Annotated in this window: 12 protein-coding genes; 7 read left to right on the forward strand and 5 right to left on the reverse strand. The window is 34.7% G+C overall.

Annotated features, from left to right (window positions below):
• Positions 1-12 precede the first annotated feature (12 nt).
• Positions 13-723 carry a cell division ATP-binding protein FtsE gene (locus tag A8L32_RS12990; protein ID WP_083631318.1) on the reverse strand — a complete coding sequence of 237 codons (711 nt, stop codon included), beginning with the start codon at positions 721-723 and terminating at the stop codon, positions 13-15.
• A gap of 268 nt (positions 724-991) precedes the next feature.
• On the opposite strand from A8L32_RS12990, the gene A8L32_RS12995 reads away from it, so the two are divergent.
• The 5 genes from A8L32_RS12995 (at position 992) to gyrB (ending at position 10,163) form a co-directional block, all read left to right on the forward strand.
• Positions 992-4,057 (forward strand): tetratricopeptide repeat protein, encoded by a 3,066-nt coding sequence (locus A8L32_RS12995; RefSeq protein ID WP_066631152.1) that lies wholly within the window; start codon positions 992-994, stop codon positions 4,055-4,057.
• 33 nt (positions 4,058-4,090) lie between these two features.
• A complete protein-coding gene (locus tag A8L32_RS13000; protein ID WP_066631154.1) occupies positions 4,091-5,860 on the forward strand; it encodes a porin family protein in 1,770 nt (589 codons plus the stop codon).
• Positions 5,861-6,123: 263 nt separating this feature from the next.
• Positions 6,124-7,812: a Na/Pi cotransporter family protein gene (locus tag A8L32_RS13005; RefSeq protein WP_066631156.1), complete on the forward strand. Its 1,689-nt coding sequence runs from the start codon at positions 6,124-6,126 to the stop codon at positions 7,810-7,812.
• 83 nt (positions 7,813-7,895) lie between these two features.
• The gene (locus tag A8L32_RS23405) at positions 7,896-8,096 is read left to right on the forward strand and encodes a hypothetical protein (protein WP_143525094.1); all 201 of its coding nucleotides are present in this window, start codon (positions 7,896-7,898) and stop codon (positions 8,094-8,096) included.
• Between the two features lie 99 nt (positions 8,097-8,195).
• Positions 8,196-10,163, forward strand: a complete 1,968-nt coding sequence (gyrB, locus tag A8L32_RS13010) for a DNA topoisomerase (ATP-hydrolyzing) subunit B (RefSeq protein ID WP_066631157.1) — start codon at positions 8,196-8,198, stop codon at positions 10,161-10,163.
• A 61-nt stretch (positions 10,164-10,224) separates the two neighbouring features.
• On the opposite strand, the gene A8L32_RS13015 is transcribed toward gyrB, so the two are convergent.
• On the reverse strand, positions 10,225-10,926 hold the full coding sequence (locus A8L32_RS13015) for a LytR/AlgR family response regulator transcription factor (RefSeq protein WP_066631158.1): 702 nt from the start codon (positions 10,924-10,926) through the stop codon (positions 10,225-10,227).
• A 40-nt stretch (positions 10,927-10,966) separates the two neighbouring features.
• Positions 10,967-11,992, reverse strand: coding sequence for a sensor histidine kinase (locus tag A8L32_RS13020; RefSeq protein WP_066631160.1), 1,026 nt, complete (start codon positions 11,990-11,992; stop codon positions 10,967-10,969).
• 195 nt (positions 11,993-12,187) lie between these two features.
• On the opposite strand from A8L32_RS13020, the gene A8L32_RS13025 reads away from it, so the two are divergent.
• Positions 12,188-14,557, forward strand: coding sequence for an outer membrane beta-barrel family protein (locus tag A8L32_RS13025; RefSeq protein ID WP_066631162.1), 2,370 nt, complete (start codon positions 12,188-12,190; stop codon positions 14,555-14,557).
• Positions 14,558-14,594: 37 nt separating this feature from the next.
• Positions 14,595-15,479 (forward strand): dienelactone hydrolase family protein, encoded by an 885-nt coding sequence (locus A8L32_RS13030; RefSeq protein WP_066631164.1) that lies wholly within the window; start codon positions 14,595-14,597, stop codon positions 15,477-15,479.
• Positions 15,480-15,562: 83 nt separating this feature from the next.
• Here A8L32_RS13030 and A8L32_RS13035 read toward each other — a convergent pair whose 3' ends face one another.
• Together A8L32_RS13035 and A8L32_RS13040 are read right to left on the reverse strand one after the other, a co-directional pair.
• The gene (locus tag A8L32_RS13035) at positions 15,563-16,762 is read right to left on the reverse strand and encodes an FprA family A-type flavoprotein (protein ID WP_066631166.1); all 1,200 of its coding nucleotides are present in this window, start codon (positions 16,760-16,762) and stop codon (positions 15,563-15,565) included.
• 115 nt (positions 16,763-16,877) lie between these two features.
• The gene (locus tag A8L32_RS13040; RefSeq protein WP_066631168.1) at positions 16,878-17,318 is read right to left on the reverse strand and encodes an SPOR domain-containing protein; all 441 of its coding nucleotides are present in this window, start codon (positions 17,316-17,318) and stop codon (positions 16,878-16,880) included.
• Positions 17,319-17,455 lie beyond the last annotated feature (137 nt).

Consider the following 17,455-nt stretch of genomic DNA (forward strand, 5'->3'; position numbering starts at 1 on the left):
AAAGCCTACTGATTACTCCGCTTCATCTTCTTTTAAGTGGCTGTCTTCGCACCTAATAATACGAGCTTTGTATTTATCAATCATACCATAATTATGGGTAGCCATAATTACTGTTTTTCCCATTTCTGATATTTTAAACAGCAATAGCATCAGGTCATTGGTCGTTTCAGGATCCAGATTGCCTGTAGGCTCATCTGCCAAAATAAGCTCGGGTTCATTTAATAAAGCTCTGGCAATTCCAATACGCTGTTGTTCACCTCCCGATAGTTGGTGTGGCATTTTATACCCTTTATGTACCATATCCACTTGAGTGAGTACATCGCGTATTCTAACATCCATTTCTTTTTTGTTTTTCCAACCAGTAGCTTTTAAAACAAAATTCAAATTTTCGTAAACCGAACGGTCGCTTAAAAGCTGAAAGTCCTGAAAGATAATTCCCATTTTTCTTCTTAAATAAGGAATTTCCTTCGATTTTAACTTCTTTAGATTGTAACCAACGGTAAAAACATAACCTTCCGAAACAGGCACTTCTGCATACATAGTTTTAAGTAAACTAGACTTGCCACTTCCTACTTTTCCAATCAAATAAATAAACTCACCTTTTTTAACCTCTAGGTTAACATCCTTTAAAATAATGTTTTCCTGATGGCGAATCACTGCATTTTTAAACTCAACAATATTGTTTTGCTTATTTTCGATGGAAACGGATTGCTTATTGCTCATTGCCTATGAAATGTATTTTCGGAACACTTAATTAATTATTGGGTGAAATTAAAAAAATAAATTGTGTTTTTCTTACGTTTTAATAGCAGATGCAAATTTTGATTTCGAGCATGAAATAATCGAGAGTGATTAATTTTAGAATAGTACTTGATTTATTCCTATAATCATTCGGCTGATGTATAAGGGTAGTAGCCTAAAATTTTTATCTTTATGCCCCGAAAACAGGATTCACACGATTCATCATTATTCAGAAGTAAAAGTTTATTGAATGATAAATACTAAATACCTATCCGTAACCATTATTGCTTTATTAGTAAGCATTAATATTTTCTCACAGCAATCTGTTGGATTTCAGCAACCCGAAAAAGATTTTGATAAGGCTTTAGAGTTATACCGACTGAATAAATTCGGTTCTGCTAGGGAGCAATTCGAAAAGTTTATTGCTCAATCGGTAAGAGCTGGTTCAACCTTAATTTCAGAAGCCTACTATTATAGAGCAATATGTGCGAAAGAGCTAGAGAATGGTGATGCTGAATTTTTGTTTGAGCAATTTGTCATTGAACATCCCGAAAGCAATAAAAAGTCATATGCCTATTTCCATTTGGGAGATATGCAAATGAACCGCAAAAAATACAAGCAAGCTTTGCGCGATTTTGCCAAAGTTGAGGAGCGAAAACTAAATGATGAAACGTGGCATGCATATACTTTTAAAAAGAGTTATTGCCATTTTATGGAGGAGGAATATGATGTAGCTTCTCAAGGTTTTTACGATTTAAAAGATATTGATGGAAAATATTACGATGCTTCCAATTACTACTACGCACATATTCAATATCAAAAGGAGAATTACGAAACAGCCTTAGAAGGATTTGAGCGTTTGGCAGATGTAAAGGCCTTTAAAAAGGTGGTGCCATTTTATATTGCTCAAATTCATTATTTAAAAGGCGATTACGATGCTGCCATTAAATATGCTTTGCCAATGATGGATGAGGGTACTAAAAAGCGCCAAGCTGATATGGCCCGAATAGTGGGAGAGTCCTATTTTGCAAAAAAGGAATATAACAAGTCTGTTGAATATTTTGAGAAAACGGTGGAGCTATCGGAAAAAGCTCGTCGTGAAGATTATTACCACTTGGGTTTTGCGTACTATTACCAGAAGAAATATGAGAAGGCTGCAGAGTATTTGAGTATGGTTACTTCGGCGAATGATGAAATGGCACAAAATGCCTACTATCATTTAGCAGATTGTCACTTAAAACTGAATGATACCAAACGTGCACGGGTGGCTTTTGAAGCCGCATCAAAAGTAGATTTTGATAAGGATATTCAGGAGGATGCATTGTTTAACACCATTAAGTTGAACTACGAATTATCATACTCACCTTTTAACGAAATCATCAACTCGTTTTTGAGTTTTATCGAAATGTTTCCAGAGAGTGATAAAATTGATTTGGCTTATGACTACCTAGGTAAAGTATTTTTAACCACTAAAAACTATAAGCAAGCACTGGATGCTTTGGAGAATATTAAAATCAAAAATGCCAGAGTGTACCAAGCGTTGCAGCGTGTAGCCTATTATCATGCTATCGATTTATTTACCAATTTAAGATTTACTGAGTCAATCAACTATTTCGATTATAGTTTAAAGTACCAGAAGTTCGACAATGAATTAAAAGTAAAGGCTTTTTATTGGCGAGGAGAGGCTAAATACCGTTTGAATAATTATCCTGCTGCAGTAAAAGACTATAATGACTTTATTTTATTGCCAGGTAGCTTTAATACCGAATACTTTGATTTAGCACATTATAACATTGCTTATGCTGAATTTAAAGTGAAGAACTATGAAAAAGCTAAAGTTTGGTGGCGCAAGTACATCAATATTGAGAAGGATAAAGGAGCTGCCACAGTTGGTGATGCTTACAATAGAATTGGCGATTGTTATTTTGTACAACGCGATTTTCAGCAAGCTATTTCATATTACAACCAAGGTTCTCAGGTAGTCAATGGTTCTCCAGACTATTCCATGTTTCAAAAAGGAATTTCTTTGGGAATCTTAAAGCAGCACGATTCTAAAATATCAGAATTAAATACATTGATTAACAAATATCCAAATTCAAACTATGTAGATGATGCCTTATACGAAATGGGTAAGTCGTATGTAGCTATGAACGATTTGAATAATGCCATTAGAAAGTATAAAACTATTAAAGAAAAATACCCAAGCAGTAGTTATTCTAAGAAGGCTATGCTTCAGTTAGGGTTGGTTTATTATAATTCAAGCGATTATGAAAATTCCATGGCTTTTTATAAGCGAGTGGTTAATGAATTTCCAGGTTCGCAAGAATCCACTGAGTCTTTGCTTGGTATTCGTAATATTTACATGGATAAAAGTGATTTAGATGGTTATGTTCGTTATACTAAAACGCTTGGTTCTTTTGCGCAGGTTGATGAGCGTGAGCAGGATTCATTGAGCTATGTATCTGCGGAGCGTTATTATATGGAAAGCAAATGTAATATTGCCATCAATAACTTTAAACGTTATCTGAAAAAATATCCACAGGGTATGTTTGTTTTAAATGCTAATTATTACATGGCCGATTGCTTGTATAAGCAAGGAGATAAATTTGATGCATTAAAAGCATATCAGGAAGTAACTAGTAAAGGGAAAAATATTTTTAGTGAGGATGCTTTAATTCGATCTGGAGAAATAAATTACGGTATGGGTAAGTATCAATTAGCTTTGAATAACTTTCAACAACTATCTCAGATTGCCGAAATTCAGGAAAACCAGATGGAGGCTCGAATTGGTTTATTACGCTGTTACTTTAAACTAGAAGATGTAGAGAACTCTATTCAAGCTGCGCAAGTGGTGATGAACGACCCGAAGGTAGCTGGCGAAATTGTTCGTGAAGCCCGATTTATAAAAGCTGGAGCACATAAGTTAAAAGGCGATTTAGATATGGCGATATCTGAATATGAGGTGTTGGCTAAAAACCCACAAAGTGCAGAAGGCGCAGAATCTAAATATATTATTACACAGCATTACTACGATTCAGGGAATACTAAGAAAGCAGAAGACGAGGTGTTTGATTTTGCCAATAAAGGTACTTCGCATCAGTATTGGTTGGCGCGTAGCTTTATTGTTTTATCAGATATTTATAGCAGTAGTGGAGAGTTTTTTCAGGCTAAGCAATATTTAGAGAGTATTGTAGAAAACTATAAAGGCAAAGATGATATCCAAGGTATGGTAAATGAACGTTTGTTGAATTTGGAGAAGAAAATGGCGGTGTCTACTGCCGAGGAGTCTGCCGATTCATTAAAAATTCAGGAATAACCAACTAATCTAACTATTTGAATAAAGTCAATGATGAAGAATAAGATATATAAAACCCTTTTACTTGCTACTTCAATTCTAGGTACAGTATCGCTTTCTGCGCAAGAATTAAATAAGGATGTAAAAGTAGTTCGAGAATACAATCCGATTATTTCGGATGCATATAAAATCAATCAATTGCCAGGTAGTGAGGTTGATTCAAGTACGTTTAAACCCAACTTTTCTTATAATATACTTTCTAAAGCTATGGCTTCTGGCTTGGCAATAGAGCCCATTACCGCAGCTCGTTTAACGCCTGAGCGTAAGACAGTGTTAGATAAGTCTTATGTTAAAGGAGGCCTGGGCAACTATGTTACTTTATTTGGAGAGCTAAATTACAATGTGCTTCGTTCAGAGGACTTTGCTGTTGGTTTAAATGTGGGACATACTTCATCAATGGGTGAGGTTAAGCTTGAAGATGATTCTAAATCTGAGGCTCCATTTCATGATACGTGGGCTTCGGTATATTTTCGTCGCTTTTGGAAAGATTATACATTATCTATAGATGCTGATTTTCAACATAACGTATATAGATATTACGGATATCAAAATATTGATGGTGATATGTCGTACTTCAACCCATTGCCAAGTATAGGCATGATGGAAATCCCCGGTAGCGATTTATTAGGGGAGGATGACAAGCAGCGCTTAAGTTCTTTTGATGTAACAGTAGGTTTTAATAATAAAATATTAGATGATTCAGATATTCCGTTTGATGCCAATTTTAAGTTCGGAAGTTTTAGCAACTATACTGGTGTGCGCGAAAATAATTTTGGTTTAGATGGTAATGTAAGAGTTCATTTAAATAATATGTTTTTTGATGTGGCTGCAGGATTCGATTATTATGGCACTTCTGTACCTAGTCCTGATTCGCCTCAGTATTTATTTTTAGATAGAAAGATGACTGTTGTGAATATAGCACCTGCTTTAGGGTTTCAGTTTGATGCGGCTAGTGTAAAGGTTGGTTTAGATATGTATGCGCAATTGGGTGGACAAGATGATGAGTTTAACGTAGCGCCGCATATTGAGGCTGAGTTAGAAATTGCAGAAGGTGTTGTAACGGCTTTTGGTGGTATCAAGGGAGATTACTACATCAACAATTACGAAAAAGTTCAGCGAGAAAACAGATATGTTACGCCCGATCAGAATGTGCAAAACAGCTTTCATGGTATTCATTTGTTTGGAGGTATAAAAGGTAACTTTAGTTCCCAAACTAGTTTTACGGCACGTGTTGATTATTCTACTTTTGATAATGAGCACTTTTTTGTAAATAGAGGATATGTAGTAAGTGGTTCCTTCTCTGGTGTTCCTGCACCTATTCATCAGGATAATATTTTTGATGTTGTTTATGATGATGGTACTCTATTGGAGGTGTCTGGAGAATTAAAGTATGAGCCTTCTACTCAATTTAACTTACTATTAAAAGGTAAGTATAATGGCTGGAACCTAGATAACTTAAAGCAAGGATGGCATAAACCAGAACTAGAAATTGGCGCAACAGCAAATTATGAAATGTTTGAAGATGTGTGGGTAAATGCCGGATTATATTCTATCGGAAAAAGATATGCCTATGATGTTGCTGCAGATATGGAAAAAGAACTAAAAGGTGTTATAGATTTAAACTTAGGAGTTAATTATTACATGAGTTCAAAATGGAATCTGTTTGCAAATGTCAATAATATTTTAATTGGAAAATATTATCAATGGAACGGATATCCGCTACAAGGTTTAAATATTAGGGCAGGAGTAGGGTACTCTTTCTAAGAAAAATTAAAAAGCTAAGAGTCGCCAAGTAGGTGCTGTAATTAATTTATGGTATTTGCTTGGCGATTTTTTTTACATGCTATTATATTTTCTAAAGTTGCCTGAATAGTTTTTTGTCACAAAATTGAGGTGAATTTACGTAATCAAACATTAATTATTTTCACTAGAAGCATGTTTGTGTAATTCATTTGGTAATAAGAGGAAATGTTTCTTTTTTATTTTATAAAAAGATTTATTTTCGCAGCGTTAAAAATTAAAAACAAATGAACTACACATTGCTAGATTTTCTGACCTTAATAGGTTCACTTGGCTTATTCCTTTATGGAATGAAATTAATGAGTGAGGCACTACAGAAAGTGGCCGGAAGTAAACTGCGAAACTTTTTAGCTGTCATGACTTCGAATAGAGTTATGGGGGTACTTACTGGGTTTTCATTAACCGCAATTATTCAATCGTCGAGTGCTACTACGGTTATGATTGTCAGTTTTGTTAATGCAGGCTTATTAACCTTGTCGGAATCGGCTGGTGTAATAATGGGAGCCAACATAGGAACCACCATTACAGCTTGGATTATTTCTATTTTGGGCTTTAAGGTTAAAATGAGCATACTGGCCTACCCAATTATTGGTATTGGTTTTCCTTTGGTTTTCTCTAAAAAAACCAGAAATCAATCATGGGGACAGGTATTGTTAGGTTTTGCACTTCTGTTTATTGGTTTAGAAAGTTTAAAATCTAGTGTGCCCGATTTAAAAGGTAATCCAGAGGTTTTAGTTTTTATTAAAGATTGGGCCAATAGTGGATTTCTATCTAATATTATTTTCCTTGTAATTGGTACTTTGTTAACGGTTATCATTCAATCATCAAGTGCTACTATGGCATTAACCTTGGTGATGTGTAATAATGGTTGGATTGGTTTTGATAGTGCTGCCGCAATGGTATTAGGAGAGAACATTGGAACCACTATTACAGCCAACCTCGCTGCTATGGTGGCCAATTCAACGGCCAAGCGAGCCGCTCGATTGCATCTATTGTTTAATGTTTTCGGTGTTGTATGGGTACTTCTAATTTTTCCGTATTTCTTAAAAGGAATAGACGCAATTTCTTCAAACTTAACAGGCAAGTCAGCCTTTGTTGATGCAGCTTCGGTGCCTATTGCTTTGTCTTTGTTTCATACATTTTTTAATGTATTAAATGTATTGATACAAATATGGTTTGTTAAGTTCTTGGTGAATTTGGTGAAGAAAATTATTCCAGAACAAGAAGAGGATGAGGAGTTTAGATTGAAGTATATAAACTTTGGAATGCTCAGTACAAGTGAGTTGTCTATGCTTCAGGTTAAAAAGGAAATTATATTGTACGGAGAACAGACTAAGAAGCTTTTTAAGCGCTTAGGAAATATGCTGGAAGAAACTAAAGAACGTAAGTTTCAAAAGCAATTTGATAAGGTTAAAAATGGAGAGGATAAGAGTGATGAGATGGAAATATCCATTGCAAAATATCTAACTAAAGTATCCGAGGGTGAGTTGAGTAAGAAATCAGCAACTCGTATAAGCTCTATGTTCAGAATTATCGATGAATTGGAGAGTGTGGGTGATTCGTGCTTAAACATAGCTAGAGCAATGTCCAGAGCTAGAGACAAGAAAACTCCATTGACAGAAGACATGAAAGAAAAGATTACTAAAATGTTTTCTCTTTTAGAAAAGTCATTGGATGTTATGTTGGCCAACCTTAATGAGCATCATTATGATGTAGATATTGAAAGTGCTGAAAACATTGAAAATAAAATCAATGAGTACAGAAATAAATTAAGAAAAGAACATGTTAAAGCGGTCGAAAAAGAAGAGTATTCGTATGCTGTTGGTTCTTTATATAAAGATATTTTCTCAGAGTCAGAGAAGCTTGCAGATTGTGTTTATGATGTAAGTGCTTCTATTGTAGATTCAGCAGAGTAAATTATTTCAAAGATATTAGTTGGCAGGGCGTACAAAATGACTTTTGTACGCCCTGTCATTTTTATGCACTTTGGTGGCCTAATATGAAGGTTTTAACAAGGTCCTCTTGTCGTTTTGGTTGGCGCGATAAGTGTATGTGGATTCAGCCTGAAATTACCGAGGTATCTGTCCTTTTAAACTTCATTCTTATTGGAGGAATTAATTGCTTTGTTGAAAGTCTTGTAAGGGTCAGTAATTCAGATAGTATCGGTGTTGATAAAAAGCTGTATAGGATGCTTTCTTAAACCACTATTTTTGCTATATTTGTATGCTTTGCAAATGGTGTATAAGCCTTTGTAAAAGTAGAATAAAGTAAAAGTTTTCATACAAGAAATATATCATTGATGAGCGAAGAAATTATTGACGATAACAACTCAAACGAAAATGGTTACTCAGCCAATAGTATTACGGTACTTGAAGGATTAGAAGCAGTTCGTAAAAGACCTGCCATGTATATTGGAGATGTAGGTGTAAAAGGTCTACATCACTTGGTTTACGAGGTTGTAGATAACTCTATTGATGAAGCATTAGCAGGCCATTGTGATACTATAAGTGTAATTATTCACGAAGATACTTCTGTTTCCGTAAAGGATAATGGTCGAGGGATCCCTGTTGATCATCATGAAAAAGAAGGTAAATCGGCACTTGAGGTTGTAATGACTGTGTTACACGCAGGTGGTAAGTTTGATAAAGATTCATATAAGGTATCAGGAGGTTTGCACGGTGTAGGTGTATCTTGTGTCAATGCACTTTCAACTCACTTAAAAGCGGAAGTACATCGCAACGGTAAAGTGTACGAGCAAGAATATGCTATTGGTGTGCCTCAAGGAGCATTGAAAGAGCTTGGAACTACAGATGTAACAGGAACAATTGTTACGTTTACACCTGATGATTCTATTTTTACTACAACTGAATATAAGTATTCAATTCTAGCCAATCGTTTGCGTGAGTTGGCTTTCTTAAATAAGGGAATTAGAATTACTTTAACGGATGAAAGAGAGCAAGATGAAGAAGGTAAGCTGAAAGGTGAGGAGTTTTTCTCAGAAAGAGGTTTAGAAGAATTTGTTGAGTTTATTGATGAAACAAGAGAGCAATTAACGGAAAATGTAATTCATATTACCACAGAAAAGAATGATGTTCCTGTTGAATTAGCAATACAATATAATACTTCGTTTAGTGAAAATGTTTACTCATACGTAAACAATATTAACACCATTGAAGGAGGAACGCATTTAACTGGTTTTAGAAGAGGTTTAACGCGTACGTTAAAAACATTTGCCGATAAATCGGGAATGTTGGCTAAGCTTAAGTTTGATATTGCAGGGGATGATTTCCGTGAAGGTTTAACGGCTGTTATTTCTGTAAAAGTACAAGAGCCACAGTTTGAAGGACAAACTAAAACTAAGCTAGGTAACTCGGAAGTTAGTTTAGCAGTGGATCAGGCGGTGAGTGCAGCTTTAGGTCATTACCTAGAGGAGAATCCAAAGGATGCTCGTGTTATTGTAAATAAGGTTATTTTAGCTGCTACAGCGCGTCATGCTGCACGTAAGGCTCGTGAGATGGTGCAGCGTAAAACCGTGATGTCTGGAGGTGGTTTACCTGGAAAGTTAGCTGACTGTTCGGAGAAAGATCCTGCTTTGTGTGAAGTATTCCTTGTCGAGGGAGATTCTGCAGGTGGTACGGCTAAGCAAGGTCGAAATCGTAAATTTCAGGCGATTATGCCATTGCGAGGTAAAATATTAAATGTTGAAAAGGCACTTCAGCATAAGGTTTTTGAAAACGAAGAAATCAAAAATATTTTTACTGCTTTAGGAGTAACCATTGGTACCGAAGAAGATAGTAAAGCGTTAAACTTGACGAAATTAAGATATCATAAAGTAGTCATCATGACGGATGCCGATGTGGATGGTAGTCACATTACAACTTTAATTATGACTTTCTTCTTTAGGTTTATGAAGGATCTGATTAAGAATGGGTATTTGTATATTGCTACTCCGCCACTTTATTTGTGTAAAAAAGGTAAAAACGAAGAGTACTGCTGGAATGAGCAACAGCGTCAGGATTTTATCGCTCGTTTTAGTGCGGGTAAAGAAGATTCTGTTCATATTCAACGTTACAAAGGTCTTGGTGAGATGAATGCTGAGCAACTTTGGGAAACAACGATGAATCCTGAAGACAGAACTTTACGTCAGATAACGATCGAAAGTGCAGCAGAAGCGGATAGAGTGTTTTCTATGTTAATGGGAGATGATGTTCCACCTCGTAGAGAATTTATTGAAGACAATGCTACTTATGCCAATATTGATGTTTAAGTAGATTAATAATATTATATGAACCGTCTTGATTTATTTCAAGGCGGTTTTTTTTATTGATTTAATGTACATATTTGTTAATGAAAGCATCCTTGTAAGATCGGCCTATAGGAATTTCATATTTAGAACTTAAAAATACCATGTTGCCCGAAATCTTATCAATTTTTGAAGTATTGATAATATATGATTTATGAATTCTAACAAAGGACTGATCAGATAGTTTTTCTTCCCAATGTTTTAAAGCCTCTGAAGATAAATGTACTTTTTCGTAGGTGTGAATTTCTGTATAGTCAGCATCTGACTTAATGCATATAATATCTTTGGAGTTTACTTTAATAAAATCATGCCCCGATTTAATATATAAGTCCCTATCTTCCTCTTTATGAGAGCTATTTTCAGATGAAGTCGTTTTGTTAATGTGAGGTTTTATTTTATTGATAGCCATGATGAAACGTTGAAATGAAAATGGCTTTAATAGGTAATCAATCACACTAAATTCATAACTCTTTATGGCGTAGTCTGGAAATGCTGTGGTTAAAATAACAAATGGCTTTTGTGGCATTATTTTTAGGAAATCGATACCTGATATTTTAGGCAGATGAATATCCAAAAAGATAAGGTCGACGCTTTCCTTTTTTAGGTATTCCATGGCGTCCAGGGCATTAGAAAATGTTGCTTTCAGTTCCAAAACCCCGAAATCATCAATATATTTCTTTAATATTCTTTGCGCAGGAGGCTGATCTTCTATGATAATGCAATTCATTTTAAAGGCCTTTTTTATAAAGAGTTGAAAGAAATATTAACTACAATTGTTTAGTCAAAGTTATGGATAATTGTACTTCAAAAAATGATTCGTCTTTGTTTATTTCTAAACTATGTAATTTTGGATATAAAAGTTGGAGACGCTTTTTAACGTTTATTAGCCCAATGCCGTTTGGTAACTTCTCGGTGTTTGATTGTTCTTGAAATGAATTTTTGCAATAAAAACTTAATATTCCATCATCACTCAGTTGAGTGTTTACTTCAATGTAAATATTTTCTGTTTGGCTCGCGGTACTGTGTTTATAAGCATTTTCTATAAAAACGATGAGTATTAGTGGTGCAATATGATATGATCCACTAATGTTCTTTTGAGTAAACTGAATGTGACCTCTATCTTCAATTTGTAGTTGGTGAAGTCGGATATAGTTTTCGATTAAATCAATTTCCTTTTGCAAAGGAACATATTTCTCTTTGCATTCATAAAGCATGTATCTTAATACCGAAGAAAGCTCTAAAATTATTTCTGGCGTTTTAGGAGAGTTTTCAATCGCATATGCGTACAAATTATTGAGGTTATTAAATAAGAAGTGCGGGTTAATTTGAGATTTTAAAAAACGTAACTCACTTTCTTTGGCAACAGCTTTTAAGTCTTCTACTTCCTTTTGTTTCATTAGAGCATCCCAGGCAAACTTAAAACCAGATAGCATTGTAATTACTGGCATGCCGCCTAATAATGTATAAAAAATACCTGCAAATTCACGTCCTCTGGTATCCGGAAAGAATATTTTCTCGAGTACAAATTCTTCCAAAATAATTGCTGCTGTTGTAATTAGTACAATGGAGCTTATCGAAATAAAATACTTTTTCTTATAGTAGAAACGAGGGAATATGACATAGTTAATAAGTAAAGCAACTATAGCATAATTCAGATAAAACGCTACATGGTGAATTTCTATCTGAGGGTTTTTCTTATCAAAAGCAAAGAATATGAATGCCAGAATATTGAGTATGATCTGAAAAACAATTTCATATAGAGAAATGCCAGCAAATTTTAATTTTTTATCCATAACTTTAAAAGTAAGCTCTCTTTCTTAAAAATGAAAATTTAACCCGTGAACTCCCATTTTTAACCTATAAAATGCAAAAGTTTTTGAAACAGGCCTTCATTGTTGTTCACATGCCAAAGCCTGTCGTTCAAAGATGTTTTTTTACCCTGAAAATTATTGCCTGTATTTTGCAGGATAATTATAATAAACGTAATAATGAAACTAATATATTTTATACTGCTCATTGCTTTGCTCATTGTGCCTAAAACATTACTAGCGCAAAGTAATAGTATTCTGGTAAAAGGAGTCGTAGTAGAGAGTGAATATAATACTCCGGTGGAGTTTGCCACGGTAATTATAAAAGATAAGCAAACCAAGAAGAATATTACGGGAACGACAACGGGTACTGATGGTTCCTTTGAAATAGAAACTAATGCGGCTAACCTTTATATAGAGGTGAGTTTTATTGGTTTTGCCTCTACTATAATTCGTGAATTTAATACGATTAATGGAAGTATAGATTTGGGAACTATTCAATTGTCAAAGGATAATCAAACGGTTGACGAAGTAACAGTACGAGCAGAAAAATCACGCACGGAATTTAAGTTAGATAAGCGTGTTTTTAATGTGGGTAAGGATATTAGTAGTACAGGAATGAGTGCTTTAGAAGTGCTCACTAATGTACCTTCGGTAAATGTGAATATTGAAGGTGATATTAGTTTAAGAGGAAGCACGGGAGTTCAAATTTTAATTAACGGTAAGCCATCTGTTATTGCCAGTGAAGGGAGTAATGCTCTAGGTACTATTACTGCCGAAATGATTGATAAAATAGAAGTGATTACTAACCCATCTGCTAAATATGATGCGGAAGGAACTTCTGGTATTATTAATATTGTGATTAAAAAAGAAGAGCGAAAGGGTTTGAATGGTTCTATGTCGGTTAATGCGGGTGTACCCAATAATCATAGTGTAGGGATAAGTTTAAATAGGCGAACGGAGAAATTTAACCTGTTTAGTCAGTTTGGTTTTGGCCATAGAGAATTGCCTCGCGATAAAAAAAGTATTAATACCGATAATAACACTAACACAACCGTTTTTAGTGAGGGGACGGAATATCGAAATGAGACTTTTTACAATGTGATTTTAGGAACGGATTATCACATTAATAAATATAATATATTAACTCTATCGGGAAATTATGCTTACGAAGTAGAGAAACAGCCTTCACTTATTGAATACCAAATTGTAGAGAAAGATGTTGAAACAGCTCTTTGGTACAGAGATGAAGATACAGATGCTACTAATCCTAAATGGCGTTATGAGCTACAGTATAAAAAGGATTTTAGAGATAAAAAGGACCATCAGTTATTATTTAGTGCGCTGGGTAACTTTTTTGGTAAAGATCAATCGTCATATTTTAAAAATACGATTGAATATGGTGATGTTGATAATGGAGATCAGCAAACCAGAACCGACTTTAAAGAAGCTAAACATACATTTAACTTGGATTATACCAATCCTTTTTCCAAGGAATTTACGTTGGAGGCTGGAAGCCAATTCGTTTTGCAAGATGTAAGTAATGATTACGAGGTACTTGATTTAGATGGGGATGAGTGGGTTCCTGATCCAGGACAAACCAATGTTTTTGAATACGACCAGAAAGTATTGGGAGTATATAGTACAGCGGCTTATGAAGGTGCTAAGTGGGGTGTAAAGTTGGGTTTGCGTTTAGAGCATACTAACTTAAATACCTTGCTTATTAATACCAATGAAAGAAACCAACAGAATTACAGTAACTTGTTTCCAACCTTGCATAGCTCTTTAAAGTTGAGTAGTGCTTTTTCGTTACAGGCAGGTTATTCCCGCAGAATTTATAGGCCGCGTTTGTGGGATTTAAATCCCTTTTTTAATATTCGAAATACCTATAATGTGAGGGTGGGGAATCCAGATTTGAAACCGGAATTTACCGATTCCTACGAGATTACCAGTATTTACGTTTTTAATAAGGCTTCTTTAAATTTGGGTGTTTATTATCGGTATACTACAGATGCTGTAGAAAGAGTTTCTGTTTTTCAGGATAATATAATTGTGACTAAGCCAATGAATATAGGAACTAACAGAGCAACAGGAGTAGAGATAAATGGGAAATATAGTCCACAAAAGTGGTTGACGTTTACAGGTGATTTTAATTATAACTACTTCAAAAAAGAAGGGGAATTCAATGAAACCATTGTAGATTTTAATGCGGATCAATGGTCATCTAGAATTGTGAGCAAAATTAAACTACCAGCTGAATTTGAAGTTGAGTTAACGGGGATATTTCGTTCGGATAGAAGAACAACCCAATTTGAATATGCCGCACAATCCTATGCTAATTTTGGGTTAAGAAAAAAACTATTCAAAGGAAAAACGGTTGTTAATTTAAGTGTAAGAGATGTATTTGAATCTCGCATTTCAGAAGGTAAAGCAAGTGAACCAGAATATTATTTATATAATCAAACCCAAAGCGGCCGATTTATTACTTTTGGAGTAAGTTATGGTTTTGGAGATGGCGAAGCTATGGAGTATTCTGGAAGAAGGCGTTAGTTGGAATTAAGGTAGTCAATGAATAAATAAGGTAGCTATGAAGGAAATTAAGAAAGAAGAAATCCAGCAGGAGGTTTTTGATTTATATGATGATTATGCACATAGCCGAATTGATAGAAAGCAGTTTATTGGAAGACTGACCACTTTTGCAATTGGCGGATTAACGCTTAGTTCTTTGTTAGGATTTATCATGCCTAATTACAGTAAAATACAAGTAAAGGCAGATGATTCAAGGTTAGATTCTGAATATATTAATTATGAATCTCCTAAGGGTGGAGGTACTATAAAAGCGTTGATTTCAAAAAGAAATAACCTTGCTAAAAAATTTCCAGGAGTAATAGTAGTACATGAGAATAGAGGATTAAATCCACATATAGAGGATGTATCTCGAAGAGCGGCTCTGGAAGGATTTATCTCCATTGCTCCAGATGCTCTTTCTCCGTTAGGAGGATACCCAGGAAGCGATGATGAAGGAAGAGTGCTGCAGAAAAAGAGAGATAAAAATGAAATGCTAGAAGATTTTATTGCTGCTTATGCTTTCTTAAAAGATCATCCGGATTGTAATGGAAAAATTGGGGTTGTAGGTTTTTGCTTTGGAGGTTGGATTTCTAATATGATGGCTGTTAAAGTCACTGATTTATTAGCGGCTGTTCCTTATTATGGTGGCCAGCCGTCTGCAGATGTGGTTGCGCAAATTAAGACTCCATTATTATTGCATTTTGCAGAGTTGGATACCCGTGTTAATAAAGGATGGCCTGCTTATGAGGCTCGATTATCTGAGTTAAATAAAGATTATACGGCTTACATTTATCCAAAAGTTAATCATGGTTTTCATAATGATACAACACCACGCTATGATAAGGAAGCTGCTGAATTATCGTGGCGTAGAACAATAAGTTTCTTTAAGGAGCATCTAAAGTAGGTTCGTGAAGGAGTATTTGAGGCAAGAAAAAATCCACCCTAAAAATTAGAGTGGATTTTAAATATATTTAAAGATAGAGAGTATTACTCTCTATCAGCTTTTAATCTGTCAGCCATAGCTTTACCTAATTGTAAGCAAGCTTCGTATTTATCCGCTTTAAGCGCATGTTTTTCTTCAACACTTTCGCCTACTATTTCCCATTTAAGCTCTTCGCCAATAGCCGTTAATTTTTTAACTGCAGCTCCTGCCCAAGAGAATGAACCTAAAATACCTAAATAGTGTTTTTGAACGCCCATGTGAACTAACTTAGTTGTAAGTGATTCCATGTTTGGGTGTAATTCGTTACAATAAGTAGGACTAGCTAAAATTAATCCTTTGTATTTAAATATGTCAGAAATAACAAATGATGCATGAGATTTAGAAACATCGTGAACACGAATGTGTTTGATGCCATTTTCTGCTAACTCACGAGCCACAGCTTCAGCCATCTCTTCCGTATTACCATACATCGAAGCGTAAGCTACCACAACACCTTCTTCAGTATCATACTTGCTCCAACGATCGTACATGCCAATTACTTCGCTAATGTAGTTTCTCCAGATAGGACCATGGGTAGAAGCAATCATTTTAATATCTAAACCACCTAGTTTTTCAAGTGCTTTTTGTACTGGCGAGCCATATTTTCCAACAATATTAGAGTAGTATCTGCGCATTTCATCACGATAGTACTCAAAGTCAAACTCGTCGTCAAAAATACCACCGTCAAGCGTTCCAAAAGTACCAAAAGCATCTGCAGAGAATAAAATTTTCTCAGTAGATTCGTAGGTAACCATGGTTTCAGGCCAGTGCACCATCGGTACCATATAAAAGTTTAAGGTATGTTTTCCTAAACTTAAAGTATCACCTTCTTTAACTAGTATGGTATTATCATTGATGCCAAAGTAACCTTCGAGCATTGGTAAGGTTTTTTTGTTACCAACAATCTGAATGTTAGGGTACATTTTTTTGATGATATCGATAGAGCCACCATGGTCAGGCTCCATATGATTTACAATTAAGTAATCAATATCTTTATCGCCAATGATGGCTTTAATCTTTTTTAAGTACTTCTCAACTTGTCCAATTTCTACCGAATCAATTAAGGCAACTTTTTCATCGTTAATAACATACGAGTTGTATGCTACCCCACGATCAATAGGCCACATATTTTCAAATAGATGAGTTCTTCTATCATTTACACCTACGTAAAATACGTCGTCGGTTAAATTTACTGGCTTGTACATATATATTAGTTTTATTTATTTCGGTATTTGAGTGCTGCAAAAATAAATAAAACAATCAAAACCAAAAATAATATCCATCTTTTTGAGGGTAAGTTTAGTGTATTATTACATTGATTTACTGCAACCTTATTAATAACCAGGTGTCATTATATTTTTCATACTTTGTTCGGATGCTACCTACTTTTGTACGTGCATCGTTCTCGTCGTTATACGCTGCTATAGAAACTCTGTAAAGTCCGTTCTCATTTTCTAATATGGTTGGATTAGTAAATCCTTCTTCACTTAATGATGATTTATAGTTTTTTGCATTGCTTAAAACTTTAAACGAACCAATAATTACATAGTATTTATGTGCAACATGATCTTCTGATTCAATTACTTTTACTTTTTCCTCTTTAACTACAATGGGTTTTGCTTTAACGGTGGGCTTTACTTTAGGTTCTTCTTTTACGTATGGAGAATCACTATCGCTAAAACTTGAACTACCTGTATCTTTAAGAGAACGACAACTTGCGATGCTTAAGGTTAATGCGGCTAATAGAATTACTTTATTCATATTTATTGTTTTTATTTATTTCTGACTGCAAAAATAGAATATTATTGGCAATTGTTTTTAATTATTTTTTATTGTGAATAATATTTAAATTGAGTTACTATTTTTGCAATACATTTTTATGTTATATTTGAATTGAA

Origin of the sequence: Labilibacter marinus (assembly GCF_001659685.2) — a bacterium.
Taxonomy (GTDB): domain Bacteria; phylum Bacteroidota; class Bacteroidia; order Bacteroidales; family Marinilabiliaceae; genus Saccharicrinis; species Saccharicrinis marinus.

Bases quoted from the DNA above. Each gene is read 5' to 3' on its own strand.
- A8L32_RS13015 (WP_066631158.1), bottom strand. From the start codon at position 10,926: ATGAATTGCATTATCATAGAAGATCAGCCTCCTGCGCAAAGAATATTA.
- A8L32_RS23405 (WP_143525094.1), top strand. From the start codon at position 7,896: ATGAAGGTTTTAACAAGGTCCTCTTGTCGTTTTGGTTGGCGCGATAAG.
- gyrB (WP_066631157.1), top strand. From the start codon at position 8,196: ATGAGCGAAGAAATTATTGACGATAACAACTCAAACGAAAATGGTTAC.
- A8L32_RS13020 (WP_066631160.1), bottom strand. From the start codon at position 11,992: ATGGATAAAAAATTAAAATTTGCTGGCATTTCTCTATATGAAATTGTT.
- A8L32_RS12990 (WP_083631318.1), bottom strand. From the start codon at position 723: ATGAGCAATAAGCAATCCGTTTCCATCGAAAATAAGCAAAACAATATT.
- A8L32_RS12995 (WP_066631152.1), top strand. From the start codon at position 992: ATGATAAATACTAAATACCTATCCGTAACCATTATTGCTTTATTAGTA.
- A8L32_RS13000 (WP_066631154.1), top strand. From the start codon at position 4,091: ATGAAGAATAAGATATATAAAACCCTTTTACTTGCTACTTCAATTCTA.
- A8L32_RS13005 (WP_066631156.1), top strand. From the start codon at position 6,124: ATGAACTACACATTGCTAGATTTTCTGACCTTAATAGGTTCACTTGGC.
- A8L32_RS13040 (WP_066631168.1), bottom strand. From the start codon at position 17,318: ATGAATAAAGTAATTCTATTAGCCGCATTAACCTTAAGCATCGCAAGT.
- A8L32_RS13035 (WP_066631166.1), bottom strand. From the start codon at position 16,762: ATGTACAAGCCAGTAAATTTAACCGACGACGTATTTTACGTAGGTGTA.
- A8L32_RS13025 (WP_066631162.1), top strand. From the start codon at position 12,188: ATGAAACTAATATATTTTATACTGCTCATTGCTTTGCTCATTGTGCCT.
- A8L32_RS13030 (WP_066631164.1), top strand. From the start codon at position 14,595: ATGAAGGAAATTAAGAAAGAAGAAATCCAGCAGGAGGTTTTTGATTTA.